The sequence below is a fragment of the Massilia eburnea genome (assembly GCF_009720745.1).
Taxonomy (GTDB): domain Bacteria; phylum Pseudomonadota; class Gammaproteobacteria; order Burkholderiales; family Burkholderiaceae_D; genus Rugamonas; species Rugamonas eburnea.
In genome coordinates, this window is the sequence record NZ_WNKX01000006.1 from 163,928 (window position 1) to 187,946 (window position 24,019).

Consider the following 24,019-nt stretch of genomic DNA (forward strand, 5'->3'; position numbering starts at 1 on the left):
CGCGTACAATTGCGCCTATTCGTGGCACATCACTTGGAGTTGTAATGGATTTAAGCGCAGTTCTCGATTTCATCAGCAATGGCGTGACCGGCGTCGGTGTCTGGGCGACGGTTGGCATCACGCTGATCCTGACCCATATCACCATCGCCAGCGTGACGATCTTCCTGCATCGCCACCAGGCGCACCGTGCTTTGGAACTGCACGCTATTCCGTCGCACTTCTTCCGCTTCTGGCTGTGGATGACCACCGGCCAGGTAACCAAGGAGTGGGCCGCCATCCACCGCAAGCACCACGCCAAGTGCGACACCGAGGAAGATCCGCACAGCCCGGTCACCAAGGGCATCAAGAAAGTGTTCTGGGAAGGCGCCGAGCTGTACCGCGCTGAATCCAAGAACAAGGAAACCTTGGAAAAATACGGCCATGGCACCCCGGACGACTGGATCGAAAAAAACCTGTACAGCAAGTTCAGCTGGCAGGGCGTGGCGCTGATGCTGATTATCGACTTCATCCTGTTTGGCGCCAAGGGCATTACCGTGTGGGCCGTGCAGATGCTGTGGATTCCTGTGACCGCCGCAGGCATCATCAACGGTGTCGGCCACTGGTGGGGTTACCGCAACTACGACTGCTCCGATGCCGCCACCAACATCATCCCTTGGGGCATCATCATCGGCGGTGAAGAACTGCACAACAACCACCACACCTACGCTACGTCGGCCAAGCTGTCGTCCAAGTGGTATGAGTTCGACATCGGCTGGGGTTATATCCGTGCCATGGAAATGATCGGCATGGCCAAAGTGAAGAAGATGCCGCCGAAGCCTAAGTTCGACACCGCCAAGGTGAAGGCCGACTTCGAGACCCTGCAGTCCGTGATCGCTAACCGTTACGACGTGATGGCCAAGTATGCCAAGTCCGTCAAGCACGCCTGGAAAGAAGAACTGGCGCAGCTGACCGACAAGTCGCAGCTCAAGGCACGCTTCCCGAAATCTTCGCGCAAGCTGCTGCAGCGCGAGCCGGGTAAGCTGGAAGCGCCGCAGAAACAGCAGCTGGTGGAACTGTTCCAGCATTCCAAGGCGCTGGAAACCATGCACAATATGCGCGTGGAACTGGGCATGCTGTGGGAGCGTTCGCACTTCAGCCGCGATGAGCTGGTGCACAAACTGCAAGACTGGTGCGAGCGCGCGGAAGCGTCGGGCATCAAGTCGCTGCAAGAGTTCTCGATGCGCCTGCGCAGCTACGCGTAAGCGAAAGCGCCCCAATGAAAACGGCCCCGCGGGGCCGTTTTTTATTGCTTCTGCTTTTCCAGCCAGGCGGCCTGTTTGCTGGCGATGCCGTCGTAATACGACTGGGTGCCGGCCTCGATGCGCCGGATATCCGGGTTCTTCATGGCCATTTCAGACAGGCGCGGAATCTTGCGCGGATCGGCGCCGTCAAGGATGGACAGGGCGGCGGCACTGAAGGCTGCCGCCCGCTGCCGCAACTCCTGCTCGCCGAAGGCGGCGCTGGCCTGGCGCGGCGAACCGATATAGCCTTCCCATTGCGGCGCCTTGGCAGCGGCGACCGCCTCGGCAGGGGAGTTGGCACGGTGCGGCGCGGCCTTGGCGTAGCCCGGCGCGACCAGGTCGGGCCGCAGGAACAGGATGCGGCTGGTTTCCGACATGCCGGCGTGGACCTCAAATTCGCCGTCTTCGGCTGCCGCTTCGGCGCTGCGCAAGGGGCGGGGCGCTGGCGGGCCCAGCAGCAATCCGGCCAGGTTGACCATGCGGCCACCGTATGTGTCGTGGAAGTAGTCGCCGGCCTGGTCCAGCATCAGGTTGTGCAACGGCGAGCCATGGTTGTGCACCACGAAAATCCAGCGGTAGCCTTGTTCGCCCAGCTCGCTGGCCAGGTCCATGAAGGCGGCGCGCTCGGTTTCCGGGCGTACCGTGTAGCTGCCGGGGAAGTTGTAGCGTCCGCCAAGCACATTGGCGCCCGAGGTGCCAAGCGGGACGGTGGGAAACACCAGCGCCTGCCAGCCCGGCCGTTTGGCGATGGCTTCTGCCAGTGTCCTGGCCCACCATTCGTTCATCATGGTATCGGTGCCCGATGGCAGGTGCGGTCCGTGTTGCTCGATGATCCCGCCGACCAGGATGACGGCGGTGTGGTTCTTGTCGAGCGCCGCCAGCTGGCTGGCGTTCATCTCGTCGACCTTGAATACCTGTGCCGCCGCAACTAAAGGGAACAGCAAGGCCAACATGCAGAGATAGCGCACAAAAGTGTTGGCGCCACTTTTATCAGAGGAGTAAACTGTTTCCATGAAAAAATATTCTCCGGGAGACGTTGTGAAGTGGTCAATTTTAACGCTGGCGATGCTGCTGGCGAGCGGCGCCCAAGCTGCCGCGAGCTGGGAAATCAAACCTGAAGGGCTGGGGCCATACAAAGTCGGCGCCCGCTATGAAAACCTGGGCAAGACCTTTGGCGGCCTGGAAGCTGACAAATTCATCAGCGAAGACAAGTCCTGCCGCGTCGCGCGCTCGAAGCGCTATCCCAGCGTGGAGGTGACTTTTGTGAAGAAGGTTGTGGCGCGGGTCGATGTCTCCGGCGGCTTTGGCACCGACCGCAGGGTGCAGATCGGCGATCCGTTTTCCAAGCTGCAGCGCTTGTACGGCGACGCGGTCAAGCCGCATCCTGAGCACGCCGACTGGCTGATGGTGGTAACCGGCGACCGGGAACTGGCCATCCGCTACATGATGCGCGAAGGTAAGGTGGTGTCGATCGACGCCGGCAAGCGCCTGCAGCTGCAAACGCTGGAAGGCTGCCAATAAAAAAACCGCCCCAAGGGGCGGTTTTTTGTTCCAACCGAAGATCGATTACTTGATCTTGGTTTCCTTGTACATCACGTGCTTACGTGCTTTAGGATCGAACTTCATGATTTCCATTTTGGAAGGCATGGTGCGCTTGTTTTTGGTCGTGGTGTAGAAGTGACCAGTACCAGCGGTCGATTCCAGCTTGATCTTGTCGCGGCCAGTTTTTGCCATGATTCAGCTCCCTATTAAACTTTCTCGCCACGCGCACGCATGTCGGCCAGGACGGCGTCGATGCCGACCTTGTCGATTACGCGCAGACCGGCGTTAGACAGACGCAGGGAGACCCAGCGGTTTTCAGATTCAACAAAAATACGACGGTTCTGCAGGTTTGGCAGGAAACGACGCTTGGTTTTGTTGTTTGCGTGGGAAACATTGTTGCCGACCATCGGCTTCTTCCCAGTAACTTGGCAAACACGTGCCATGGCACACTCCTTGAATTACTTCCGAAATTGGAAAAACAAGAGTATATGGAAATTTCCCAAGATTTTCAAGCACTTGCGAAAAACAATTGTGTCACATTGAAAGGAAAAATTTAACAATTAGATTTGCCCATGTTCGGCGAAGGAATGCACCTGGTGCCCTGCGACGACAAAATGGTCCAGGATGCGGATATCCACCAGGGCCAGCGCCTGCACCAGGGCCCTTGTCAGCAGCAGGTCCGATTCACTGGGCGAGGGCGATCCCGAGGGGTGGTTATGGGCCAGCATGACGGCGGCGGCATTGCGTGCCAGGGCTTCACGCACCACTTCCCGCGGGTAGACGCTGGTATGCGTGAGCGTTCCGCGAAACAATTCGCAGGCTTCGATCAGGCGGTTTTTGACGTCGAGGAACAGTACGTGGAAGGATTCATACGGCTGGCCCGCCAGCGACAGCCGCAAAAAGTCTTTCACGGCATGGGGCGAAGACATCTCTTCGCCGCAAGACATCTCTTCGGCAATGGCGCGCCGTGCTAATTCAACAACAGCCTGCAACTGGGCGTATTTGGCCGCTCCCAGCCCGGGCATGGCGGTAAATTCGGCCCGGCTGGCATGGATCATCGCCCGCAGCGAGCCGAAACGGCCCAGCAGGTCGGTCGCCAGCGCCACGGCATCCTTGCCGGGAATCCCAACGCGCAGGAAGATCGCCAGCAATTCGGCGTCGGACAGGGCTTGCGGGCCGGCTTTTAACAATCGTTCACGTGGGCGCAGCTGTTCTGGCCAGTCGGAAATCGCCATGGTCACCTCCATCGCCCATTATCTGGTCCGGGAGGGGAGGGCAATTTGCGCTGGGTCAGGTTTTGCGCAAATGCGGCCTGCGCCGCCTGCCGCCCGATGGCTTACAATACAGGTTTGCCCGTCACCAGAGTTGTTTCCATGTCTAACGTTGTCACCGCTTCGGCCTACCTCACCCTGCATTACCGCCTCGCCTCGATGGATGGCGTCAATATCGTCTCCACTTTCGAGGGCAATCCTGCCACGCTGATGCTGGGCCAGGGCCAGCTGGCGCCGAACCTGGAAGCGCTGCTGATCGGCCTGCCGGAAGGGACGCACAAGGTGTTCGAGCTGGCGCCGGGCGAAGGCTTCGGCCCGCGCAACCCGGACCTGGTGCAGGCCGTGTCCCGTGCTACGCTGGATGAAAACTCCGATCCGGACAATGAATACAAGATCGGCGACCTGGTCGACTTTGCGGCGCCAAAGGGCGGCCGCTTCGCCGGCGTGCTGCGCGAACTGCGCGAGGACGTCGCCATCTTCGACTTCAACCACCCGCTGGCCGGCCAGCCGGTGAAGTTTGAAGTGAACCTTATCTCTGTGCTGTAAAAGAACATGGACAAAGAAATCCTCCTCGCCCAGCCTCGCGGCTTTTGTGCCGGCGTTGACCGCGCCATCGAGATCGTCGAGCGCGCGTTGCAGCAGTTCGGCGCGCCGATCTACGTGCGCCACGAAATCGTGCACAACGCCTATGTGGTGGAAGACCTGCGCGCCAAGGGCGCCATCTTCATCGAAGAACTGGACGACGTCCCATCCGGCAACACCCTGGTGTTCTCGGCCCACGGCGTATCGAAAGCCGTGCGCGCCGAAGCGGAATCGCGCGGCCTGGCCATCTTCGACGCCACCTGCCCGCTGGTGACCAAGGTTCACGTGGAAGTGGCCAAGATGCGCAAGCAGGGCTGCGAGATCATCATGATCGGCCACAAGGGCCATCCGGAAGTGGAAGGCACCATGGGCCAGACCGAGGAAGGCATGTACCTGGTCGAAACCTCGGAAGACGTGGCCGCCTTGCAGGTGAAAAATCCGGAGCTGCTGGCCTATGTGTCGCAAACGACGCTTTCCGTCGATGATACGGCACAAATCATCGAAGCCCTGAAGGCGAAATACCCGAATATTATTGAACCGAAAAAAGGCGATATCTGCTACGCCACCACCAACCGCCAGGAAGCCGTGAAATTCATGGCGCCGCAGGTGGAAGTGGTGATCGTGGTGGGCTCGCCGAACAGCTCCAACTCCAACCGCCTGCGCGAAGTGGCGGAGAAGAAGGGCGCCCCGGCCTATATGGTGGACAACGCGTCGCAGATCGATCCGGCCTGGCTGGACGGCAAGATGCGCGTGGGCGTGACGGCCGGTGCGTCGGCGCCGGAAGTGCTGGTCGAAGCCGTGATCAACCGCCTGAAGGAACTGGGCGCGAAGAGCGTGCGCACCCTGGAAGGCGTGGAAGAATCGGTCACTTTCCCATTGCCAAAAGGACTTGGCTGAATATAATTCTGTTGGATGCGGATTTTCCGCGATTAGTTTTTCGGAAACATCGCTATCATGGCGAACGCTTCCAAAACGGCGGCACCACGAGGGAAACCTTGGGTGCCGTTTTTATTAGTCATTAAAGGCAGACGATGGATACCTTTATCCAACAAATTCTTAACGGCCTGGTGCTGGGTAGTATGTATGCGCTGGTAGCCCTCGGTTATACGATGGTGTACGGCGTGCTGAACCTGATCAACTTCGCCCACGGCGACGTGCTGATGATCGGCGCGATGGTCGGCCTCTCCATCCTGAATTTGTTGGGCGTGTATGCGCCTGGCCTGCCGGGCTACCTGCAACTGGGCATCGCCATCATCGGCGCCATCCCCGCCTGCATGCTCGTGAACATCCTGATCGAGCGCATCGCTTACCGCCGCCTGCGCAATGCCCCGCGCCTGGCGCCGCTGATCACCGCCATCGGCGTGTCCTACCTGCTGCAAACCTTCGCCATGATGATCTGGGGCCGCAACCCGCTGCCCTTCCCGCAGCTGCTGCCGACCGAGCCAATCATGGTGGGCGGCGCCGTGATCACCGTCACCCAGGTGCTGCTGCTGGTGCTGGCTGCAGCCTCGATGTTTGGCCTGGTGATGCTGGTGGAGCGCACCCGCATGGGCCGCGCCATGCGCGCCGTGGCGGAAAACCCGCGCGTGGCGGGCTTGATGGGCGTGGACTCCAACAAGATCATCGTCGCTACCTTTGCCATCGGCGCGGCCCTGGCTGGCGTAGCGGGCGTGATGTGGGGCGCCAACTACGCGTCCATCCAGTTTTCGATGGGCTTCATGCCTGGCCTGAAGGCTTTCTGTGCGGCAGTGCTGGGCGGTATCGGCAATATCTATGGCGCGATGGTCGGCGGCATTGTACTGGGCCTGGTCGAATCGCTGGTTGCGGGTTATATCGGCGACTGGACCGGGGGCTTCATCGGCTCCAACTACCAGGATATCGTTGCCTTCGTAGTGCTGATCCTGGTGCTGACGGTGCGTCCGTCCGGCATCATGGGTGAACGCGTGGCAGACCGCGCCTGATAAGGAAGTGACAATGCTGAACTTCGACGTACAAAAGAATCCCAAGCAGGCGTATATCAGCATGGCGCTGCTGTTCGCCGCGCTGATTATCTTCCCGTTCGCGGCCGCACCGTTCGGCAATTCGTGGGTGCGTATCGCCGACCTGGCGCTGCTCTACATCATGCTGGCCGTCGGCCTGAACATCGTGGTGGGTTTTGCCGGTTTGCTCGACCTGGGCTATATCGCGTTTTATGCGGTGGGCGCTTACATGACCGGACTGCTTGCATCGCCGCAGTTTGCCGCCGTCCTGGAATCGCTGGTCAACGTGAATCCGGCCGTTGGCGAGGCGCTGGCCAGGCTGCTGGGCGAGGACATCCGCACCAACGGCATTCACTTGTCGGTCTGGGTGATCGTGCCGATGGCGGCGGCGCTGGCTGGCATGTTCGGCGCGCTGCTGGGCGCGCCGACGCTGAAGCTGCGCGGCGACTACCTGGCCATCGTGACGCTGGGCTTCGGTGAAATCATCCGCATCTTCATGAATAACCTGAACGATCCGGTCAATATCACCAACGGCCCGCAGGGCATCAACCTGATCGACCCGATCCGGGTGTTCGGCGTCAACCTGGCGGGCGAGCAGGGCTCGCGCGCCACCGTGTTCATCGGCAGCTTCTCCATGCCTTCGGTGAACGCCTACTATTTCCTGTTCCTGTTGCTGACCGTCGTGACCGTGTTCGTCACCACCCGGTTGCAGCACTCGCGCCTGGGCCGTGCATGGGTGGCGATCCGCGAAGATGAAATCGCGGCCAAGGCCATGGGCATCAATACCCGCAACGTGAAACTGCTGGCGTTCTCGATGGGCGCCTGCTTCGGCGGCGTGGCCGGCGCCATGTTCGCTTCCTTCCAGGGCTTCGTGTCGCCGGAATCGTTCTCGCTGACCGAGTCGATCGCCGTGCTGGCGATGGTGGTGCTGGGCGGTATCGGCCACATTCCAGGCGTAGTGCTGGGCGGCGCGCTGCTGGCGGCGCTGCCGGAAATCCTGCGCCATGTGGTGGAGCCGCTGCAGATGAAGTTGTTCGGCAAAGTCGTGGTCGAAGCGGAAGTGCTGCGCCAGCTCCTGTACGGCCTGGCCATGGTGGTGATCATGCTGACCCGTCCTGCGGGCCTGTGGCCTTCGCCCAAGCATGAAGATCGTCCTACGGATGGCGACGCGGACTCCAAAGGCCAGTCCACCGGCGTAATGGCAGCATGAGGTTAGTCGAGATGAACGATCAAGTAATCCTGAATATCGAAGGCGTCAACAAACGCTTCGGCGGCCTGCAGGCGCTGACCGACGTGCGCATCAAGATCAACAAGGGCCAGATCTACGGCCTGATCGGCCCCAATGGCGCCGGCAAGACCACCTTCTTCAATGTGATCACTGGCTTGTACCAGCCGGATACCGGCACCTTCGAGCTGGCAGGGAAGCCATACTCGCCGTCGGCGCCGCACGCCGTGGCCAAGGCCGGCATTGCGCGCACCTTCCAGAACATCCGCCTGTTCGGTGAAATGACTGCGCTGGAGAACGTGATGGTGGGACGCCATGTGCGTTCGCACCAGGGTGTGTTCGGCGCCATCTTCCGCCACAAGGCTGCACGCGAAGAGGAACAGGCGATCCGCAAGCGCGCCCAGGAGCTGCTGGACTTCGTCGGCATCGGCCAGTTCGCCAGCCGCACCTCGAAATACCTGTCGTACGGCGACCAGCGCCGCCTTGAGATTGCACGCGCCCTGGCGACCGATCCGCAACTGCTGGCGCTGGACGAACCGGCAGCCGGCATGAACGCGACCGAGAAGCTGGCGCTGCGCGAGCTGCTGGTCAAGATCAAGAACGAAGGCAAGACCGTGCTGCTGATCGAGCACGATGTGAAGCTGATGATGGGCCTGTGCGACCGCATCAGCGTGCTCGAATACGGCAAGCTGATTGCCGAAGGCTTGCCCGCCGAAATCCAAAGCAACAAAGCCGTGATTGAAGCCTATCTGGGAGGAGCGCACTGATGGGCGCCAATGTGTTGAAAGTATCGGGCCTGAAGGTCGCTTACGGCGGCATCAAGGCGGTCAAAGGCATCGACCTGGAAGTGAACGAAGGCGAACTGGTCACCCTGATCGGCGCCAACGGCGCGGGCAAGACCACTACGCTGAAGGCGATCACCGGCACCCTGCCGCCTTGCAAGGTGGAGGGCACCGTGTCTTACATGGGCGCGTCCCTGAAGGGGACGCAATCTTTCCACCTGGTCGAGAAAAAGCTGGCCATGGTGCCGGAAGGCCGCGGCGTCTTCACGCGCATGACCATCACCGAAAACCTGATGATGGGCGCCTACACCATGAGCGACAAGGCCGCGATTGCTGCCGATATCGAAAAGTGGTTCAGCATCTTTCCACGCCTGAAGGAGCGCGCGGCGCAACTGGCGGGCACCCTGTCCGGCGGCGAACAGCAGATGCTGGCCATGGCGCGCGCGCTGATGTGCCACCCGCACCTGCTGCTGCTCGACGAGCCGTCGATGGGCCTGTCGCCGATCATGGTGGAAAAGATCTTTGAAGTGATCCGCGACGTGCACCGGCAGGGCATCACCATCCTGCTGGTGGAGCAGAATGCCAAGCTGGCGCTGCAGGCTGCCAACCGCGGCTACGTGATGGAGTCGGGCGCGGTCACCATGACCGGCAATGCCGACGACATGCTGCACGACCCGCGCGTAAAAGCCGCCTACCTCGGCGAATAAGTTCAGAATTCGATTGAAACGCTGAAACCGCCGCCCTCGCGGTTCGCCATGCCGACGCGGGCGCCGTGGTTGTCGGCGATATGGCGCACGATGGACAGCCCCAGGCCGCAGCCGCCGGCAAGGCTGCCTTCCGGACGGAAGAAGCGGTCGGACAGGCGCGGCAAATCGGCCGGGTTGACGCCGGGGCCATTGTCGTTCACGCGCAGCAGGGCGCCATTGCCTTGCTGCTGCACGATCACGTCGACGCGCCCGCCTTCCGGCGAATAGCGCAGGGCATTGTCCAGCAGGTTGTTCAGCAGGATGCGCAGGCTATCCGGCTCGGCGCGCACGTACACCGCCTCTTGCCCCTCCACGCCCAGGTCGACGCTGCGGCTTTCGGCCAGCGTGCTGTAATCGGCCACCGCATCGCAGGCCAGGCGCCGCAGGTCGACGTTCTGCAGGTCCTGCCGCGCGGGCCCCGATTCCACCCGCGCCAGGTTAAGCAGCTGGTGCACCAGGTGGGCGGTTCGGTCGAGCCGCTCGTGCAGCTTGGCGAAGTTGAGCTGACGCGCTTCGTCGTTGCCGGCGCGTTCCATCAATTGCAATTGCAGCTTGAGGGCGGTGATCGGCGAACGCAGTTCATGCGCCGCATCGGCGACAAAGGTGCGCTGGGTTTCCAGCGATTGGCTAAAGCGTTCCAGCAAGCCGTTCAGCGCTTCCACCACCGGCACCAGCTCACCCGGCCAGCCGTCCGGCGGCAACGGCTCAAGCATGGCCGGCGAGCGGTGCGCCAGCGCCTTGGTCAGGAATTCCAGCGGGCGCATGGCGCGGTTGACCACCACCTGCACCAGGATGGCCATCAGGCCAATGAAAGCCAGCAGCGGCAAGCCGGTACGCAGCACGATGGCCGCAGCCATGTGGTCGCGTACCGCCAGCGCCTGGCTGGCCTGCACATAGCGCCCATTCTCTCTGCCGCCGTAGACGCGCCAGGCCTCGCCGCGCTGCTCGACCACCGAATAGCCCGACAGGTCGTGGCGCTGCACGTGCGCCGACGGCTTGGAGTCGTATAGCAGCCTGCCGTCGGCATCCCACGCCTGCAGCACAAAGTCTTCTTGCGGATCTTCGACGGACATCTGCAGTATGTCGGAGGCCAGCTTGTCCGGCAGGGCATTGACCAGCTGCCGCAATTGGGTGTCTTCCAGTTCGTTGGTTTCGATGCGCAGGGCGCGGTATTGCAGCCAGCCCGCTCCCGTGGTGGCGGCCACGGTGGCGCACAGCATGCCCACCTGCAGCTGGCGGCGCACCGTGGCCATCACGGTTCGGCCACCTTGTAGCCGACCCCGCGCACGTTCTGGATCAGGTCGGGGCCCAGCTTCTTGCGCAGATGGTGGATGTAGACGTCGATGGCATTGCTCTCGATCTCGGCATCCCAGCCGTAAAGGCGTTCTTCCAGCTTGCGTTTCGGTACCACGGCGCCCGGTTCGTCGAGCAGCACGCGCAATACGGCGAACTCACGGGCCGACAGCGTGACTTCGGCGCCGTCGCAAGTGACGACGTGGCTTGCCAGGTCGAGCCGCAGCCGGCCATGCACGATCACCGAACTGCTGCGCGAGACGCGGCGCCGCAGCAGGGCGCGGATGCGCGCCAGCAGCTCGTCCAGGTCGAAGGGCTTGCCCAGGTAATCGTCGGCGCCGGCGTCCAGCGCTTCGATGCGGGCTGCCGTGCCTTCGCGCGCCGTGACCACCAGGATAGGCACGTCGTTGCCGCGCGCGCGGATCGTGCGCAGCACAGCCATCCCTTCGCGGCGGGGCAGGCCAAGGTCGAGCAGCACCAGGTCGTAGCTGTTGGCCGCCGCCGCCAGTTCGGCGCTGGCGCCATCGCGCACCCAGTCCAGTGCGTAGTTCTCGCTGCGCAGGCCGGCCTCGATGCTGTCGCCGATCATGTCATCGTCTTCAACCAGTAACAATCGCACTTCACAATCCCTGTTCAATATTGCGCTAACCATATCATGCCGGCGCTTAACGTTGTCTTAATGCAGCTGCTGATACGCTTTCCCAATGACTCAAAATCTTTCGTTGCAAGTTACTCAAGATGCCGCGCTGCCAGGCGAGGCGGGCGCCCTGCAGCCGCGGCTCAAGACGTGGTTTTATGCGGCGCTGGCCCTGCTGCTGGTGGCCCGCCTGGCCCTGATGGCGCTGGGGCCGCTGGCCGATACCACCGAAGCGCGATACGGCGAACTGGCGCGCCAGACGGTGGTGCACGGCTATTGGCTGATGCCGCATATGGATGCGCAGACGCCATTCTTCGCCAAGCCGCCGCTGTCGACCTGGAGCAGCGCCGTGGCAATGGAACTGCTGGGTGTGAATGAATTCGCCGCGCGCCTGCCAGCCTTGCTGTTCTCTTCCCTGGCGGCCTGGATCTGCTATGCCTGGGCTGGCGCGCATGGCGTGCGCCAGCGCTGGCTGGTGCTGCCGGTGCTGGCCGCGACACCGATCTTCTTCGTCAGCGCGGGCGCAGTGATGACCGATGCCGTCCAGATGCTGGTTGTGGGCGGGGCGCAGTATTTCGCCTGGCTGGCCATGCAGGAAAAGTCGCGCCGGGCCCGCCTGGCATTCTGGGCCTTCATCGGCCTGGGCGCCCTGGCCAAGGGGCTGGCGACGTGGGCCCTGATCGGCATGCCGATCTTGGCCTGGGCCATGTTGCCGGGCCGCCGCCTGGCTGAGCTATGGGAACTGTGGGACTGGCGCGGCGTACTGCTGGCGCTGCTGCTCTTCGTGCCATGGTACGCAGCGGCCGAGCATGCCTACCCCGGCTTCCTGAGCTACTTCATCGTTGGCGAGCATTTCTCGCGCTTCCTGGTGCCCGGCTGGACGGGCGACCGCTATGGCTTCGCGCACCGCCAGCCATGGGGCGCGATCTGGGTATTCTGGCTGGGCGGCGTGCTGCCCTGGATTGTGCTGTTTGCCACCCGCCTGACCGCCGTGCTGCGCCTGCGCCGCGCCACCCCGCTGGAAGCCTACCTGTGGTGCGCCACCCTGGTGCCGCTGCTGTTCTTCACCTTCAGCCGCAACATCATCGGGACCTATACCTTGACTGCCGTGCCGGCTTTCGCGGTGCTGGCAGCTGGCTGGCTGGACCGGATGGAGGCGGCCGCATTGCGCAAGGCCGGGATGGCCTTGGCCGGCTTCGCCTTGCTGGTGCTGCTTGCTGTGCCTTTCATCCTGAGCCGGCAGGAGATGAGTTCGGAGCGCGCCCTGTTGCGTGCTGCGGCGCAGGCGGCGCCGGGCGCTCCGCTGCAGTATCTGGCCAAGCCCGCCTTCTCGTCGGCCTTTTACGGCGATACCTTGATCCAGCCGGCAGCGCCCGGCGCACCAATGCCTGCATCAGGCCTGGTTGTGGTGGATAATGAAAAGGTGGCAGCCATTCGCGGCCGCGTGCTGTTCCACGGCGCGCACCGCACATTGTTGGAGGTAACGCCATGAAATCACGTCATTCGCTTTCCGTTGTCATTCCGGTGCTGAACGAGGCCGAAGGGATGGCGGCACTGCTGCCGCAAGTCGAGCAGCAATTGCGGCGCTGCCGGGTGGAGTGGGAAATCGTAATCGTCGACGACGGCGGCAACGACAACCTGGCCGAGGTGGTCGCCGACTTCGAACGCCACGCGGACGGGCCTTGCAATGTGCAGCTGCTGCAGCTTTCGCGCAATTTTGGCAAGGAAGCCGCACTGACCGCCGGCCTGGCGGCGGCCCGCGGCGACGCCGTGGTGTGCATGGATGGCGACGGCCAGCATCCCCCAACCTTGCTGCCGGCCATGGTGGCGCAGTGGCGTGCCGGCTACGATACCGTTATTGCCAAACAGGGGTCGCGTGCGCACGAGCCGCTCCTGCTGGCTTGGGCCAAGCGCCGCTTCTACGCGTTCCTGCAAGGCCACGAGCGCTTCCGCATTCCTGCGCATGCCGGCGATTTCCGCCTGCTCGACCGCAAAGTGGTGCGTGCGCTGTTGCAGCTGCCTGAACGCAGCCGCTTCATGAAAGGCCTGTATGCCTGGCTCGGCTTCCGCACTGCCATGATCGATTTCGATGCCGCGCCGCGCACGGCCGGCAGCAGCAAGTTCCGCTTCCGCCAGCTGGCTGAGCTGGCGACCCTCGGCATCACCGCCTTCTCGCTGCGCCCCCTGCGCATGGTATCGGCGGCGGGCGCCCTGGTGTCTTTCGCGGCGGTCGCCTACGGCTTGTATATCGCTGTCGAAACCCTGGTGTTCGGCAATGCGGTGTCCGGCTGGGCCACGCTGGCTTCGGGCATGATGCTGCTGTCCGGGGTGCAGTTGCTGTGCCTGGGCGTGATCGCCGAATACCTCGGGCGCGTGTATGAAGAGGCCAAGCAGCGTCCCTTGTATGTGCTTGATGAAACGGTCGACCATAGCCAGCTTGGCCAGCGCGAACGCAGCATGAAGGCAATTTGATGAGGCGTCCGTTCTTCTTTGCCCTGGTTGGCGCGGCCGCCGCACTGACGCATTTGGCGGTGGTGTATTTGCTGGTGGAGTTTGCCTCCTGGCCGCCGGCGCAGGCCAATGTGGCTGCATTCTGCGTGGCCTTCCTGGTCAGTTATATGGGACAGCGGCGCTATACCTTTGGCGCCGGCGCACCATGGCTGCACAGCATGGCGCGCTGGGGCGCGGTATCGGTGGCGGCGTTCGCACTGAACCAGCTGATGTTCACGCAAGCCTTGCTGCACCTGCCAGGCCAGCCTTACCTGCTGCTGCTGGCGGTAGTGACTTTCCTGGTTGCGGCGCTCAGTTTCCTGCTCGGGAAAGTCTGGGCATTTGCGGGAGCGGCGCGGTGAAGGGCCTGATCCTGAATGCCGACGATGTCGGCATGCATCCAGCGGTCGACGATGCGGTGGCCGAGCTGGTGGAGAAGGGCATCGTCAGCTCCGCCAGCGTGATGTCGCTGGGGCGGCCCAACCGCGATACGCTGGCCGCCATGACGCGCTGCGGGGCGGACCTGGGTCTGCACCTGGATTTCACCAGCGAGCTGGCGCATACGGCCTACCGGCGCGAGACCAGCCTGTCCTCGCTGATGCTGTCGGCCTGGAGCGGCACGCTGAGCGCCGCTTTCGTGCGCGAGGCGCTCGACGGCCAGTTGCAGCGTTTTGCTGAATTGACCGGACGGCTGCCGGACTTCATCGATGGACACCAGCACGTGCACCAGTTCCCGGTGATTCGCGAGGCACTGGTGCAGGCGCTGGAAACATACGGCGGCCGGCGTATCCGTGTGCGCAGTACCCATGCGCTGCGCTGGCGCGGCGCAAAGGCGGCCGTCATCGCCATGCTGGGCAGCGGAGCCCTGGTGCGGCGCCTGGAACGCCTGGGCTTCACCGGCAACGCGGACTTCATGGGCGTCTACGATTTGTCTGCTGATGCTGACTTGCCGGCACTGTGGCGGGGCTGGCTGGCCAATGCTCCAGAGCAGGGCGGGCTGGCGATGTGCCACCCTGCGCTGAAGGATTGGGGCGGCGAGGCTTTCCGCATCAAGGAGTACCAGTTCCTGGCCAGCCAGCAGTTCCGCGAGCTGTGCGCCGAATTCCAGGTGCAGTCCGTGAACTGGCGCGGGCAGGCCTTGTGCAACGTGCAGCCGGTACTTTAGGCGAGCAGGCTGGCGAAGCGCTCGATATCGACGTTGCCGCCGCTGATCAGCACACCCACGCGTTTGCCGCGCAGCTGGTCCTTCATCTTGCGCGCTGCGGCGAAGCCCAGGCAGCCTGTCGGCTCCACCACGATCTTCATGCGCGCGGCGAAGAAGCGCATGGCTTCCACCAGTTCAGCGTCGCCGACCGTCAGGATGTCGTCCACGTCGCGCTGGATGATGGGGAAGGTCAGCGAGCCGAGATGCTGCGTCTGCGCGCCGTCGGCGATGGTCTTGGGCGTGTCGATATGCACGATAGAGCCGCTGCGGAACGATTGCTGGCCGTCGTTGCCCGCTTCCGGTTCCACGCCATACAGCTTGCACTTCGGCGACAGCGCGCGTGTTGCCAGCGCCGAACCGGAGAGCAGGCCTCCGCCGCCCAGGCAGACGAAGAAGGCATCCAGTTCACCCACTTCCTCGAACAGTTCTTTGGCCGCCGTACCCTGGCCGGCGATCACGTCGGCATGGTCGTACGGCGGGATCAGGGTCATGCCCTTTTCTTCAGCCAGCCTGCGGCCGATGGCTTCGCGGTCTTCCTTGTAGCGGTCATAGGTCACCACATTGCCGCCGTAGCCGCGCGTGGCGGCGATCTTCGATGCCGGTGCATCTTCCGGCATGATGATGGTGGCCGGGATGCCAAGGATTTTTGCCGACAGCGCAATCGCTTGCGCGTGGTTGCCGGAGGAGAAGGCAACCACGCCAGCCTTGCGCTGGGCTTCGCTGAAGCGCGACAGGGCGTTAAAGCCGCCGCGGAATTTGAAGGCGCCCATGCGCTGCAGGTTTTCGGCCTTGAAGAAGATCTCGGCGCCCAGTTCCTGGTTGGCGGTGCGCGATGTCAGGACCGGTGTACGGTGGGCGTGGCCTTCGATGCGTCCGGCAGCTGCGACAATGTCTTCATAAGTTGGGATGGTCATTGCTTCTTTCCTTACCAGGGCCACAAAACGTTATGGCCGATGTTGTTGGCGAGGGCGCGCTGGTACAGCATGCGCACCGTAGTGAGGTCTTGCAGGGCGATGCCCGTCATGTCGAAAATCGTAATGTCTTCCGCAGCGCGCGCAGGCGGCTTGGCGAGCAGCTCACCCAATTCGGCTGCCGGCAGGTCCGGTGCCCATTGCAGTTCGCCGATGCGGCGCGCTTGCGGCCGGTCGTCGGTCCACACGCGGGCGCGCTGCAGGAGGCCCGGCGGCAGTTCGCGTTTGCCCGGCGTATCAGCGCCCACGGCGTTGATGTGCGTGCCGGGACGGACAGCATCGGCGTTGAACAGCATGCTGTGGCCGGGCGTGGCGGTGATCACCACGTCCGACGCCGCAACCGCAGCATCGGCAGCTGCAGTGCGTGCGCCGCCTGCGAGGACGATGTCGCAACGCCCTGCGAACTGCGCTTCGAACGAAAGCTCTTGCCGGCCGTCGGACGTGACATAGCGCAAGCGCTTGAGAGAGGGCAGGGCATCCAGCGCGTAGTCAATATGGCCGCGCGCCTGCACGCCGGTGCCGAACACGCACAGCTGCTCGCTGCCGGCGCGCGCCAGCAATTGCAGGCCAAGCGCACCGGCGGCGGCTGTACGCGCGGTGGTGACCGCGTTGCCGTCGGCGAGGCACAGCGGGCGGCCGGTGCGCGGATCGACCAGCATGATGGTGGCCTGGTGGGTATCGCTGCCGCCTTCGCGGTTCGCGGGCCAGAAGCCGGCGGCCTTAAAGCCAAGCAGCTCCTGCGAAGGGACGTCGCCGGACTTGATGCCGAATACCGCGCTGCCCGGCAGCTCCTCCCGCACCAGGGGGAATACGCGCGCCGCGCGCGCGGCATGAAGCGTAAAGGCCTCGCGTACGGCGGCGCGAACGTCGTCCGGCCGCAGCAGCGCCGCGACGGCGTCACGGTCCAGCAGTAGCAGGCGCGATGCGTTACTTGGCATAGTTGTAGACGGTAGCACGTGACACTCCCAGGTGCGCTGCAATGGTTTCCATCGAGCGCCGCATGTCAAGCAGACCTGCGTCGCCCAGTTCGCGCAACAAGGCCCGGCGGTCATCGGCCTTCAACGCGCGCGGCGTGGTGGAAAGGCGTGCAGCGAATTGCTCGATATGTGCGCGGATTGCGTCTGCTCCTGCAGCCGGCGCCAGAGACTCAATGACAGCCGCCGCCGGGTCGACATTGCTGAATTGGCCCAGCATCGCCTGCAGGCTGCGGAAAAGGTTCAGGTCCACATTCAGGCACAGTGCGGCAATGTACTGCCCATCCTGGTCCTTGATGCCGACCGAAGTGCTCTTGGCCGGGCGCCCGTCAGGGAAGGTATTCGGATAATTCGCCAGAACTTGTGGAAACGACGGATCGGCAATCCGAGCGAGCCCCAGCTCAGTCGCCGGCTCGCCAACCGCACGTCCCGACAGGTTGTTATGGATTGCCAGCACTGCATGCCCCGGATCGAGCAAATCGTGCAATACGACCTCCGTGAACGGCGCCAGCGTGCGCCCGAGCCCATCGGCCACTTGTTTTATCTGTTCCAGCAAATGCTGCTGTGCGGGAGTTCGTTTCATCATTGAGACAGATTATCTCGGTTTAGATAAAGTGTAAACCTTTGGCCCGCGCTGCGGCCGTTTGACAAGCTACCTACTAGTTAGTAGAATGTCCGGATGCTCAGTTCTTCCAACACATCCGAAAACATCTTGCGCTGTGCGCAATCGCTGATTATTGCTGGTGGCTACAACGGCTTCAGCTACGCCGATATCGCCAAAGTAGTGGGTATCCGAAATGCCAGCATCCATCACCATTTTCCCAGTAAGGCGATGCTGGTCCAGGCATTGGTCGCGCGCTACCGGGAAGCCGCGCAGGCCGGATTAGCCGCCCTGGAGGCAAGCGTGCCCGATCCGCTTGAACAGCTGAATGCCTACGCCGCGTACTGGGAAGCCTGCGTTGCTGATCCGGCCTCGGCATTCTGCGTTTGCGCCATGCTTGCAGCCGAAATGCCGATCCTGCCGGAAGAAATAGCACTCGAAGTACGGGCCCATTTCCGCATGCTTTCGGCGTGGTTGGCTGCCGTACTTGCACGTGCCGGGAAGCAGGGCCGCTGTCGTCTGTCGCGGTCCCCCAAGGAGGAAGCGGAAATGCTGATGGCGGCCGTGCACGGGGCCATGTTGTCGTCCCGCGCATACGGCGACGCCAAAATGTTCGGCATGCTCGTCAGGCCAATGCTGGCCAGGCTGTCCGCTTAAGCGCCGATTGGCAAAACAGGAAACCGCATCTCAACGTTTACCCAACGAGCCTACCTTCCAGTAGGTAGTTAAAATTGTAGTCATCACTGAAAGGGCATCACCATGTTTGGCATATCTCCGCTTGGCTGGATCCATACGCTTGGCAGCCTGCCGGCCATTCCTGTCGCGGTCTACATGTTTGCGCGTCATGGCCGCATCGTGCCGCGCTCGGCAGCAGGCGCAATTTACTTCTTGTCGATGTTGATCGGCGCTGCGACCGTCTTCCTGGTCGCACGCCAGCCAGCGAGCAAGGGAATTGCCGTGGTCACGCTGGCACTCTTGCTTATGGGGTATGGGATCAGCCGGTTCCCGCAGCTTGGCCGAGCGGCCAAATACGTCGAAACCCTGTCCCTGACGGTGACCACATTCCTCTTGATGTTGCCGACGGTAACCGAGATCCTGCGTCGCGTGCCGGATGGGCATCCGCTTGTGACTGACCTGAAATCGCCGCTGCTGCTCGGATCCCAGGCTGGCCTGCTGCTATTGCTGTTGGCCGGGCTGACCGCCCAGGTTGCGTATTTGCGAAAAAACGCCAAGGCAAACGCGTAACTGGAATCGTAAAGCGCGAACGAAAAAAAGCCCCGGACTTTTGCCGGGGCTCGGGAAGGACACCCGCTGAGAGGAAACCACGGATGCCGAGGAGACCCTTGTACAGCGATGCTTCATGTGCCGGCCGCTGGGCCGGCGGAATTTCAATTACTGCTTCTTGGCGCCGTTGGCGGCAGTGGTGAACTGGTTCACAGCTGCGTTCACATTGGCTTCGAAGGTTTCAGCAGCAGCCTTGGCGCTTTTGGTGAACTGCTCGTAGCCGGCGTTGGCGTTGTTCAGGGCGGACTTGAACAGGGCAACGGCGCTTTCGCTGCCGGCCGGGGCGTTCTTGCTCACTTCGTCGACCAGGGAGATCACCTTGCGGTTGGTCTCGGCGATCTGGGATTCAGCGGCCTTGCTGAATTCAGCGCCGGTGCCGGAAGCGATCGATGCCAGGTGGCGGCCGTAAGCGATCGCTTTTTCGGCTGCTGGTTGAGCCTGGGCAGCGGTCAGCGTGAAGAACTCTTGTGGGTCTTTGGCAGCCAGCAGCTGCTTGGTAGCGACCGACGATTCTTCCAGCGATGCCTTGGCAGCGGTGATGTTCAGATCGACGAACTTTTCAACGCCTTCGAAGGCTTTGTTGGTCAGCGAAGAAAACAGTGCGAATTGGCTCTCGAAGTTTGCCTTGGTGGCATTGGAAAACTGCTCAGGAATCGCAAACATTGGACTCTCCAAATAAGTGAATTAGTCGTTGGAACTTGATGTCTCTACAACAGAAAACAACGCATTGTGCAACGCAACAAAGCCAATTATCCGGGTTCAGGAGTCAAAGTCAAGCGCTTTTTGTGCGTTGCACAAAGTAAGCAACTTCCCGCCAGTAAAGGCTTTCTTGGTGGAATTGCCGGGCGTATTGCTGCCAAGCAGGAAGAATTCCCCCATGTTTGGAGTAATATTTGTGGTTAAGCAATCCAAATAGGCCAGCCCATCATGATCAAGTCTCCTGAACAGCAAGCCGTCGATGCGGCCATCACCTCGCGCCGCTCGATCCGCGCCTTCCTGCCGACGCCGGTGGCGCGCGAAGATATCGAGAGCATCCTGGAAGTGGCCGCCCGTGCGCCTTCCGGCACCAATACCCAGCCCTGGCAAGTCTATGTCTTGACCGGCGCCATGAAGGAGGCCTTGTCCGCCAAAATCCTGGCCGTCTATGCCGACCCGGAGCAGAACAAGCTGCATACCGAGGAATACGCCTACTATCCGCGCGAGTGGGTGTCGCCCTATATCGACCGCCGCCGCAAGGTGGGCTGGGACCTGTACTCTTTGCTTGGCCTGACCCGCGAGAACAAGTCCGGCATGGCTGCCCAGCACGGCCGCAACTTTGAATTTTTCGATGCGCCCGTGGGCCTTATTTTTACGATCGACCGCATCATGGAGCAGGGCTCCTGGCTTGACTATGGCATGTTCTTACAAAACATCATGGTGGCAGCCCGCGGGCGTGGACTCGATACCTGTCCGCAAGCCGCTTTCACCCAATACCACCGCATCATCAGCGAAGTCCTGGGCCTGCCGGCTAGCGAAACTGTTGTATGTGGGATGTCGCTTGGATTCGCAGATAGTGGCAAAATCGAAAATACGCTGGTAACCGAGCGCGAGCCGATTGCCAAATTTGTTAAATTTATGGAGTGAACAAGCTTCCGTTGCAGTCTCGCGTCACTATGGGAAATGTGTATTGCGAGGCTGAAAACTTTACTTCGGAATTGCTTGCGCTGGAATCTGTTTTTGCTACACTGCAACTAGCGATTCTGCTGTTTCACACCGGGGATGAGGAATGAACAAACTTGCTATCAGCGTGCTTGTGTCTGTACTATGCGCATCGGCTTCAATGGGTTCTGCGCAAGCGGCAGTCAAGAAAGCTGGTACCCGCCACGCAGCACCTGCTTCCAAAGAGCAGGTGGTGAAGCGCACCGTGAAAGTTCACGGCAAGAGCAAGGTTGTCTATCAGCGCGTGACCAAGGTGTCGGAAGTGAGCCGTCCAACCATGGGCGACCTGGCCGGCCTGAACCTGGTGCGCGATCCCCTCGACCTGAAATCCAATGTGGCCCTGGTGCTTGACCAGGCCAATTCCGAAGTCCTGTTCGAAAAGAACGCCGGCGTGGCGCTGCCTATCGCCTCGATCACCAAGATGATGACCGGACTGGTGGTAGTGGAAGCGAACCAGGATATGGATGAAGTGCTGACCGTGACCGACGAAGACGTCGACCGCGAAAAGTTTTCCTCTTCGCGCCTGCGTGTGGGCGACCGCCTGACCCGCCGCAATATGCTGCACATCGCGCTGATGAGCTCGGAAAACCGCGCCGCCTCCGCTTTGGGCCGCAACTATCCGGGCGGCTTGCCGGCCTTTGTGCAAGCCATGAACGACAAGGCGCAGCAGCTGGGCATGACCGACACCCACTACGTCGATTCCTGCGGCCTGTCCAAGCTGAACGTGGCCAGCGCACGCGACCTTGCCAAGCTGGTCCAGGCTGCTTATGAGCACCCGATCCTGCGCGAATTCTCGACCGACCCGAAAGCGGTGGTGGAGAACAATGGCCGCCCGGTGACCTTTGGCACCACCAACCGCCTGGTAGCGCCGAATTCGGGCTGGGAAATCGGTTTGCAGAAGACCGGCTTCATTAACGAAGCAGGCCGTTGCCTGATCATGCAAGCCATCGTGGAAGGCCGCGCCGTCATCATGGTGCTGCTGGATGCGAAGGGCAGCGCGGCCCGTGTGGCGGACGCCACCCGCATGAAGAAGTGGCTGGCCGCCCTGAAGCCGACCTTCGGCGAAAACGTCAGCGGCGCCAGCGCCGGCGCCCAGACTTATTCGGGGATGTAACCCAGGGTTGCAGAGATCTGGTTGGCGGTGCTGACCAGGTCGTCCAGCCATTCATCCTGCAGCCGGTCCGCCGGCGCGGAAATCGACAAGCCTGCCACCAGTTTGCCGGAATCGTCGCGGATGCCGGCCGCCATGCAGCGCACACCCAGTTCCAGCTCCTCATTGTCACGCGCATAGCCGCGTGCACGCACCAGGCTCAGCTCGCGCTCCAGGCGCGGCAGGTCGGTAATCGAATTCTTGTTGTGGCCTGCCAGCCCGGTACGGGTGGCATAGGCGCGGATCGCCTTCGGTTCATCCACCGACAGGAACAGCTTGCCAGTCGAGGTCAGGTGCAGCGGGCCGCGGCCGCCGATGGCGCGCACCACCTGCATGCCGGAACGCTCGGAGAAGGCGCGGTCGATGTAGACGATCTCGTCGCCCTGGCGTACCGACAGGTTGATGGTCTGCTGCGTTTTCTTGTGCAGGGCGCGCATGAAGTCCAGCGCGGCTTCGCGCACGGACAAGCGGCTCTTGACGACATTCCCCAGTTCCAGCAGGCGCATGCCTAGGCGGTAAGTGCCAGGCTCGACGCGGTCGACAAAACGGGTCACCACCAGGTCACTCAGGATGCGGTGGGCGGTGGAGGGATGCAGGCCGGAGACTTTCGACAGCTCTTTCAGGCTGACCGGGTCGGGGTACTTGGCCAGGGCGTCAAGCAGGGCCGTCATGCGGTCGATGACCTGGATGGTCGTCTTTTGCTCCTGCGGCGGCAGGGTTTCGCTTTTCATGATGTGGTTGGTGCGGTGCGGTATAAGCAGACTTATTTATACCATGATGTGAAAAAAATGGGAAATCTGTCGCTATAATTCGTCCCCATGGAAACTAGTGAATTCAAAAGCAAGAGCGGCCTGAAGCGCATTTTTTCGGCCTTTTTCTACTCGATCGAAGGTTTGCAGACTGCAATACGATCCGAACATGCTTTCCGCCAGGAACTGGCCGTGTTCGTGGTGGGTACGATCGCAGCCCTGTTGCTGCCGGTTTCTGCCTTCCAGAAACTTGTATTGATCGGCAGTATGGTGCTGGTCCTGATCGTCGAGCTCATCAATTCGGCCATTGAAGCCGTGGTGGACCGCGTATCGCTGGAGCGCCATCCTCTTTCCAAAAACGCCAAGGACTTTGGCAGCGCTGCGGTACTGCTGGCTTGCCTGCTGTCGGGCGCCAGCTGGGCTGTCGTACTGGTGAATCGCTTCCTCTAATTACTTTCTGGTATAACGAATATCGAAAGTATTCGTTCGTCTTTATAAAGCAAAGCCGTAATCTGGCATCTCCAAACATGAAGGGGAAGCCAGATGTTGTCGAAAAAACTGATTGCAGCTGCCTTGTTCGCCACCTCCGCCGTGGCGCAGGCTGCCGACGTGAGCCTTCTCAACGTCTCCTACGATCCAACCCGCGAGCTGTACCAGGACGTCAACACCGCCTTCGCCAAAGAGTGGAAGGCCAAGACAGGCGACAACGTCAAGATCAAGCAGTCGCACGGCGGCTCAGGCAAGCAGGCGCGCGCCGTGATCGACGGCCTGGAAGCCGATGTGGTGACCCTGGGCCTGGCGTATGACATTGACGCTGTCGCCGAGCGCGGCCTGGTGAACAAGGACTGGCAAAAGCGCTTGCCGCATAACGCCACCCCATACAGCTCCACCATCGTCTTCCTGGTCCGCAAGGGCAACCCGAAAGGCATCAAGGACTGGAACGACCTGGTCAAGCCAGGTGTGGCAGTGATCACCCCGAATCCTAAAACCTCCGGCGGCGCACGCTGGAACCACCTGGCCGCTTACGGCTACGCCTTGCGCCAGCCGGGCGGCAACGATGCCACGGCGCGTGAATTCCTGAAGAAGTTCTACCAGAACGTGCCGGTGCTCGATTCCGGCGCGCGCGGCGCCACCACCACCTTCGTCGAGCGCGGCATCGGCGACGTGCTGGTAGCGTGGGAAAACGAAGCCCTGCTGGCGATCAAGGAGCTGGGTCCGGACAAGGTGGAGATCGTGGCGCCTTCCGTCTCCATCCTGGCCGAACCGCCGGTCGCCGTGGTCGATAAAGTCGTCGACAAGCGGGGCACCCGCAAAGTCGCCGAGGCTTACCTGAACTTCCTGTACACCGACCAGGCGCAAGCCATCATCGCCAAGAACTACTACCGTCCGACGGTGGAGAAGGAAGCGAAGAAATACGCAGGCCAGTTCCCGAACGTGAAACTGTTCAAGATCACCGACGTGGCCGGCGACTGGAGCGTCGCACAGAAGACCCACTTTGCCGACGGCGGCGTGTTCGACCAGATCTACCAGCCGAGCTCCAAGGTAGCAGGCAAATAAATTA

At 61.9% G+C, this 24,019-nt stretch carries 30 protein-coding genes; 19 read left to right on the forward strand and 11 right to left on the reverse strand.

The genetic code is table 11. The annotated features are described in order from the left end of the window. Positions 1-44: 44 nt before the first annotated feature. Entirely contained in the window at positions 45-1,241 is a 1,197-nt protein-coding gene (locus tag GM658_RS10025) for a DesA family fatty acid desaturase (protein WP_155453872.1), read from the forward strand. A gap of 41 nt (positions 1,242-1,282) precedes the next feature. On the opposite strand, the gene GM658_RS10030 is transcribed toward GM658_RS10025, so the two are convergent. Continuing rightward, positions 1,283-2,293 (reverse strand): creatininase family protein, encoded by a 1,011-nt coding sequence (locus GM658_RS10030; RefSeq protein ID WP_155453873.1) that lies wholly within the window; start codon positions 2,291-2,293, stop codon positions 1,283-1,285. 25 nt (positions 2,294-2,318) lie between these two features. On the opposite strand from GM658_RS10030, the gene GM658_RS10035 reads away from it, so the two are divergent. After that, the gene (locus tag GM658_RS10035) at positions 2,319-2,801 is read left to right on the forward strand and encodes a hypothetical protein (protein ID WP_155453874.1); all 483 of its coding nucleotides are present in this window, start codon (positions 2,319-2,321) and stop codon (positions 2,799-2,801) included. 45 nt (positions 2,802-2,846) lie between these two features. On the opposite strand, the gene rpmG is transcribed toward GM658_RS10035, so the two are convergent. The 3 genes from rpmG to radC form a co-directional block, all read right to left on the reverse strand. After that, the gene (rpmG, locus tag GM658_RS10040; protein WP_028101815.1) at positions 2,847-3,017 is read right to left on the reverse strand and encodes a 50S ribosomal protein L33; all 171 of its coding nucleotides are present in this window, start codon (positions 3,015-3,017) and stop codon (positions 2,847-2,849) included. Between the two features lie 11 nt (positions 3,018-3,028). After that, a complete protein-coding gene (gene rpmB, locus GM658_RS10045; RefSeq protein ID WP_008451488.1) occupies positions 3,029-3,265 on the reverse strand; it encodes a 50S ribosomal protein L28 in 237 nt (78 codons plus the stop codon). Positions 3,266-3,382: 117 nt separating this feature from the next. Continuing rightward, positions 3,383-4,057, reverse strand: coding sequence for a RadC family protein (radC, locus tag GM658_RS10050; protein WP_155453875.1), 675 nt, complete (start codon positions 4,055-4,057; stop codon positions 3,383-3,385). A gap of 138 nt (positions 4,058-4,195) precedes the next feature. On the opposite strand from radC, the gene GM658_RS10055 reads away from it, so the two are divergent. The 6 genes from GM658_RS10055 (at position 4,196) to GM658_RS10080 (ending at position 9,368) form a co-directional block, all read left to right on the forward strand. Beyond that, entirely contained in the window at positions 4,196-4,639 is a 444-nt protein-coding gene (locus tag GM658_RS10055; protein ID WP_155453876.1) for an FKBP-type peptidyl-prolyl cis-trans isomerase, read from the forward strand. Positions 4,640-4,645: 6 nt separating this feature from the next. Then, complete coding sequence (gene ispH / locus GM658_RS10060) at positions 4,646-5,572, forward strand: 4-hydroxy-3-methylbut-2-enyl diphosphate reductase (RefSeq protein WP_155453877.1); 927 nt, start codon at positions 4,646-4,648, stop codon at positions 5,570-5,572. 134 nt (positions 5,573-5,706) lie between these two features. Continuing rightward, positions 5,707-6,636: a branched-chain amino acid ABC transporter permease gene (locus tag GM658_RS10065; protein ID WP_155453878.1), complete on the forward strand. Its 930-nt coding sequence runs from the start codon at positions 5,707-5,709 to the stop codon at positions 6,634-6,636. Positions 6,637-6,649: 13 nt separating this feature from the next. Further along, positions 6,650-7,864 carry an ABC transporter permease subunit gene (locus GM658_RS10070; RefSeq protein ID WP_155453879.1) on the forward strand — a complete coding sequence of 405 codons (1,215 nt, stop codon included), beginning with the start codon at positions 6,650-6,652 and terminating at the stop codon, positions 7,862-7,864. A gap of 11 nt (positions 7,865-7,875) precedes the next feature. Beyond that, on the forward strand, positions 7,876-8,646 hold the full coding sequence (locus GM658_RS10075; protein WP_155453880.1) for an ABC transporter ATP-binding protein: 771 nt from the start codon (positions 7,876-7,878) through the stop codon (positions 8,644-8,646). Further along, positions 8,646-9,368, forward strand: coding sequence for an ABC transporter ATP-binding protein (locus GM658_RS10080; protein ID WP_155453881.1), 723 nt, complete (start codon positions 8,646-8,648; stop codon positions 9,366-9,368). The genes GM658_RS10075 and GM658_RS10080 overlap by 1 nt, the downstream gene beginning before the upstream one ends. A 2-nt stretch (positions 9,369-9,370) precedes the next feature. Here GM658_RS10080 and GM658_RS10085 read toward each other — a convergent pair whose 3' ends face one another. Further along, on the reverse strand, positions 9,371-10,660 hold the full coding sequence (locus GM658_RS10085) for an ATP-binding protein (RefSeq protein WP_229416859.1): 1,290 nt from the start codon (positions 10,658-10,660) through the stop codon (positions 9,371-9,373). Then, on the reverse strand, positions 10,660-11,319 hold the full coding sequence (locus GM658_RS10090) for a response regulator (RefSeq protein ID WP_170298758.1): 660 nt from the start codon (positions 11,317-11,319) through the stop codon (positions 10,660-10,662). The genes GM658_RS10085 and GM658_RS10090 overlap by 1 nt, the downstream gene beginning before the upstream one ends. Positions 11,320-11,422: 103 nt before the next feature. On the opposite strand from GM658_RS10090, the gene GM658_RS10095 reads away from it, so the two are divergent. Genes GM658_RS10095 through GM658_RS10110 form a run of 4 tightly spaced genes read left to right on the forward strand, consistent with a single transcriptional unit; the run spans position 11,423 to position 14,992 of the window. After that, the gene (locus tag GM658_RS10095) at positions 11,423-12,829 is read left to right on the forward strand and encodes an ArnT family glycosyltransferase (protein WP_170298759.1); all 1,407 of its coding nucleotides are present in this window, start codon (positions 11,423-11,425) and stop codon (positions 12,827-12,829) included. Beyond that, positions 12,826-13,809: a glycosyltransferase family 2 protein gene (locus GM658_RS10100; protein WP_155453887.1), complete on the forward strand. Its 984-nt coding sequence runs from the start codon at positions 12,826-12,828 to the stop codon at positions 13,807-13,809. Before GM658_RS10095 ends, GM658_RS10100 begins: the two co-directional genes overlap by 4 nt. Next, positions 13,809-14,189: a GtrA family protein gene (locus GM658_RS10105; protein ID WP_155453889.1), complete on the forward strand. Its 381-nt coding sequence runs from the start codon at positions 13,809-13,811 to the stop codon at positions 14,187-14,189. The genes GM658_RS10100 and GM658_RS10105 overlap by 1 nt, the downstream gene beginning before the upstream one ends. Beyond that, a complete protein-coding gene (locus GM658_RS10110) occupies positions 14,186-14,992 on the forward strand; it encodes a ChbG/HpnK family deacetylase (protein WP_155453891.1) in 807 nt (268 codons plus the stop codon). The genes GM658_RS10105 and GM658_RS10110 overlap by 4 nt, the downstream gene beginning before the upstream one ends. Here GM658_RS10110 and GM658_RS10115 read toward each other — a convergent pair. Genes GM658_RS10115 through GM658_RS10125 form a run of 3 tightly spaced genes read right to left on the reverse strand, consistent with a single transcriptional unit; the run spans position 14,989 to position 17,562 of the window. Further along, positions 14,989-15,945: a threo-3-hydroxy-L-aspartate ammonia-lyase gene (locus GM658_RS10115; protein ID WP_155453893.1), complete on the reverse strand. Its 957-nt coding sequence runs from the start codon at positions 15,943-15,945 to the stop codon at positions 14,989-14,991. The two genes, GM658_RS10110 and GM658_RS10115, sit on opposite strands and share 4 nt — an antisense overlap. 11 nt (positions 15,946-15,956) lie before the next feature. Continuing rightward, positions 15,957-16,940 (reverse strand): ornithine cyclodeaminase family protein, encoded by a 984-nt coding sequence (locus tag GM658_RS10120; RefSeq protein ID WP_155453895.1) that lies wholly within the window; start codon positions 16,938-16,940, stop codon positions 15,957-15,959. Further along, positions 16,930-17,562, reverse strand: coding sequence for a helix-turn-helix transcriptional regulator (locus GM658_RS10125; protein WP_155453896.1), 633 nt, complete (start codon positions 17,560-17,562; stop codon positions 16,930-16,932). The genes GM658_RS10120 and GM658_RS10125 overlap by 11 nt, the downstream gene beginning before the upstream one ends. 93 nt (positions 17,563-17,655) lie before the next feature. On the opposite strand from GM658_RS10125, the gene GM658_RS10130 reads away from it, so the two are divergent. Together GM658_RS10130 and GM658_RS10135 are read left to right on the forward strand one after the other, a co-directional pair. After that, complete coding sequence (locus tag GM658_RS10130; RefSeq protein WP_155453898.1) at positions 17,656-18,234, forward strand: TetR/AcrR family transcriptional regulator; 579 nt, start codon at positions 17,656-17,658, stop codon at positions 18,232-18,234. Positions 18,235-18,336: 102 nt separating this feature from the next. Next, positions 18,337-18,822, forward strand: a complete 486-nt coding sequence (locus GM658_RS10135) for a hypothetical protein (protein ID WP_155453900.1) — start codon at positions 18,337-18,339, stop codon at positions 18,820-18,822. Positions 18,823-18,969: 147 nt separating this feature from the next. Here the strand turns inward: GM658_RS10135 and phaP are convergent, their stop codons facing one another. After that, on the reverse strand, positions 18,970-19,524 hold the full coding sequence (phaP, locus tag GM658_RS10140; RefSeq protein WP_155453902.1) for a TIGR01841 family phasin: 555 nt from the start codon (positions 19,522-19,524) through the stop codon (positions 18,970-18,972). Positions 19,525-19,590: 66 nt separating this feature from the next. On the opposite strand from phaP, the gene GM658_RS10145 reads away from it, so the two are divergent. From GM658_RS10145 to GM658_RS10155, 3 genes are all read left to right on the forward strand, one after another. Further along, complete coding sequence (locus GM658_RS10145; protein ID WP_155453904.1) at positions 19,591-19,764, forward strand: hypothetical protein; 174 nt, start codon at positions 19,591-19,593, stop codon at positions 19,762-19,764. Between the two features lie 24 nt (positions 19,765-19,788). Further along, positions 19,789-20,484, forward strand: a complete 696-nt coding sequence (locus tag GM658_RS10150) for a nitroreductase (protein ID WP_155453907.1) — start codon at positions 19,789-19,791, stop codon at positions 20,482-20,484. A 142-nt stretch (positions 20,485-20,626) separates the two neighbouring features. Continuing rightward, the gene (locus GM658_RS10155; RefSeq protein WP_155453908.1) at positions 20,627-21,673 is read left to right on the forward strand and encodes a serine hydrolase; all 1,047 of its coding nucleotides are present in this window, start codon (positions 20,627-20,629) and stop codon (positions 21,671-21,673) included. Here the strand turns inward: GM658_RS10155 and GM658_RS10160 are convergent. Further along, on the reverse strand, positions 21,658-22,440 hold the full coding sequence (locus GM658_RS10160) for an IclR family transcriptional regulator (RefSeq protein ID WP_155453910.1): 783 nt from the start codon (positions 22,438-22,440) through the stop codon (positions 21,658-21,660). The genes GM658_RS10155 and GM658_RS10160 overlap by 16 nt on opposite strands. Positions 22,441-22,527: 87 nt before the next feature. Between GM658_RS10160 and GM658_RS10165 the strand changes: the two genes are divergently transcribed. Together GM658_RS10165 and GM658_RS10170 are read left to right on the forward strand one after the other, a co-directional pair. Beyond that, entirely contained in the window at positions 22,528-22,908 is a 381-nt protein-coding gene (locus tag GM658_RS10165; RefSeq protein ID WP_155453912.1) for a diacylglycerol kinase, read from the forward strand. Positions 22,909-23,001: 93 nt separating this feature from the next. Continuing rightward, the gene (locus GM658_RS10170) at positions 23,002-24,015 is read left to right on the forward strand and encodes a sulfate ABC transporter substrate-binding protein (protein WP_155453914.1); all 1,014 of its coding nucleotides are present in this window, start codon (positions 23,002-23,004) and stop codon (positions 24,013-24,015) included. The last annotated feature ends 4 nt before the right edge of the window (positions 24,016-24,019 follow it).

What these genes read in the sequence shown, in the direction of transcription:
- GM658_RS10130 (WP_155453898.1), top strand. Translation starts at nt 17,656, where the DNA reads ATGCTCAGTTCTTCCAACACATCCGAAAACATCTTGCGCTGTGCGCAA.
- ispH (WP_155453877.1), top strand. Translation starts at nt 4,646, where the DNA reads ATGGACAAAGAAATCCTCCTCGCCCAGCCTCGCGGCTTTTGTGCCGGC.
- GM658_RS10135 (WP_155453900.1), top strand. Translation starts at nt 18,337, where the DNA reads ATGTTTGGCATATCTCCGCTTGGCTGGATCCATACGCTTGGCAGCCTG.
- GM658_RS10170 (WP_155453914.1), top strand. Translation starts at nt 23,002, where the DNA reads ATGTTGTCGAAAAAACTGATTGCAGCTGCCTTGTTCGCCACCTCCGCC.
- GM658_RS10155 (WP_155453908.1), top strand. Translation starts at nt 20,627, where the DNA reads ATGAACAAACTTGCTATCAGCGTGCTTGTGTCTGTACTATGCGCATCG.
- GM658_RS10100 (WP_155453887.1), top strand. Translation starts at nt 12,826, where the DNA reads ATGAAATCACGTCATTCGCTTTCCGTTGTCATTCCGGTGCTGAACGAG.
- GM658_RS10105 (WP_155453889.1), top strand. Translation starts at nt 13,809, where the DNA reads ATGAGGCGTCCGTTCTTCTTTGCCCTGGTTGGCGCGGCCGCCGCACTG.
- GM658_RS10030 (WP_155453873.1), bottom strand. Translation starts at nt 2,293, where the DNA reads ATGGAAACAGTTTACTCCTCTGATAAAAGTGGCGCCAACACTTTTGTG.
- GM658_RS10065 (WP_155453878.1), top strand. Translation starts at nt 5,707, where the DNA reads ATGGATACCTTTATCCAACAAATTCTTAACGGCCTGGTGCTGGGTAGT.
- GM658_RS10055 (WP_155453876.1), top strand. Translation starts at nt 4,196, where the DNA reads ATGTCTAACGTTGTCACCGCTTCGGCCTACCTCACCCTGCATTACCGC.
- GM658_RS10115 (WP_155453893.1), bottom strand. Translation starts at nt 15,945, where the DNA reads ATGACCATCCCAACTTATGAAGACATTGTCGCAGCTGCCGGACGCATC.
- GM658_RS10070 (WP_155453879.1), top strand. Translation starts at nt 6,650, where the DNA reads ATGCTGAACTTCGACGTACAAAAGAATCCCAAGCAGGCGTATATCAGC.
- GM658_RS10120 (WP_155453895.1), bottom strand. Translation starts at nt 16,940, where the DNA reads ATGCCAAGTAACGCATCGCGCCTGCTACTGCTGGACCGTGACGCCGTC.
- radC (WP_155453875.1), bottom strand. Translation starts at nt 4,057, where the DNA reads ATGGCGATTTCCGACTGGCCAGAACAGCTGCGCCCACGTGAACGATTG.
- GM658_RS10080 (WP_155453881.1), top strand. Translation starts at nt 8,646, where the DNA reads ATGGGCGCCAATGTGTTGAAAGTATCGGGCCTGAAGGTCGCTTACGGC.
- GM658_RS10125 (WP_155453896.1), bottom strand. Translation starts at nt 17,562, where the DNA reads ATGATGAAACGAACTCCCGCACAGCAGCATTTGCTGGAACAGATAAAA.
- GM658_RS10150 (WP_155453907.1), top strand. Translation starts at nt 19,789, where the DNA reads ATGATCAAGTCTCCTGAACAGCAAGCCGTCGATGCGGCCATCACCTCG.
- GM658_RS10160 (WP_155453910.1), bottom strand. Translation starts at nt 22,440, where the DNA reads ATGAAAAGCGAAACCCTGCCGCCGCAGGAGCAAAAGACGACCATCCAG.
- GM658_RS10025 (WP_155453872.1), top strand. Translation starts at nt 45, where the DNA reads ATGGATTTAAGCGCAGTTCTCGATTTCATCAGCAATGGCGTGACCGGC.
- rpmB (WP_008451488.1), bottom strand. Translation starts at nt 3,265, where the DNA reads ATGGCACGTGTTTGCCAAGTTACTGGGAAGAAGCCGATGGTCGGCAAC.
- GM658_RS10075 (WP_155453880.1), top strand. Translation starts at nt 7,876, where the DNA reads ATGAACGATCAAGTAATCCTGAATATCGAAGGCGTCAACAAACGCTTC.
- GM658_RS10085 (WP_229416859.1), bottom strand. Translation starts at nt 10,660, where the DNA reads ATGGCCACGGTGCGCCGCCAGCTGCAGGTGGGCATGCTGTGCGCCACC.
- GM658_RS10165 (WP_155453912.1), top strand. Translation starts at nt 22,528, where the DNA reads ATGGAAACTAGTGAATTCAAAAGCAAGAGCGGCCTGAAGCGCATTTTT.
- phaP (WP_155453902.1), bottom strand. Translation starts at nt 19,524, where the DNA reads ATGTTTGCGATTCCTGAGCAGTTTTCCAATGCCACCAAGGCAAACTTC.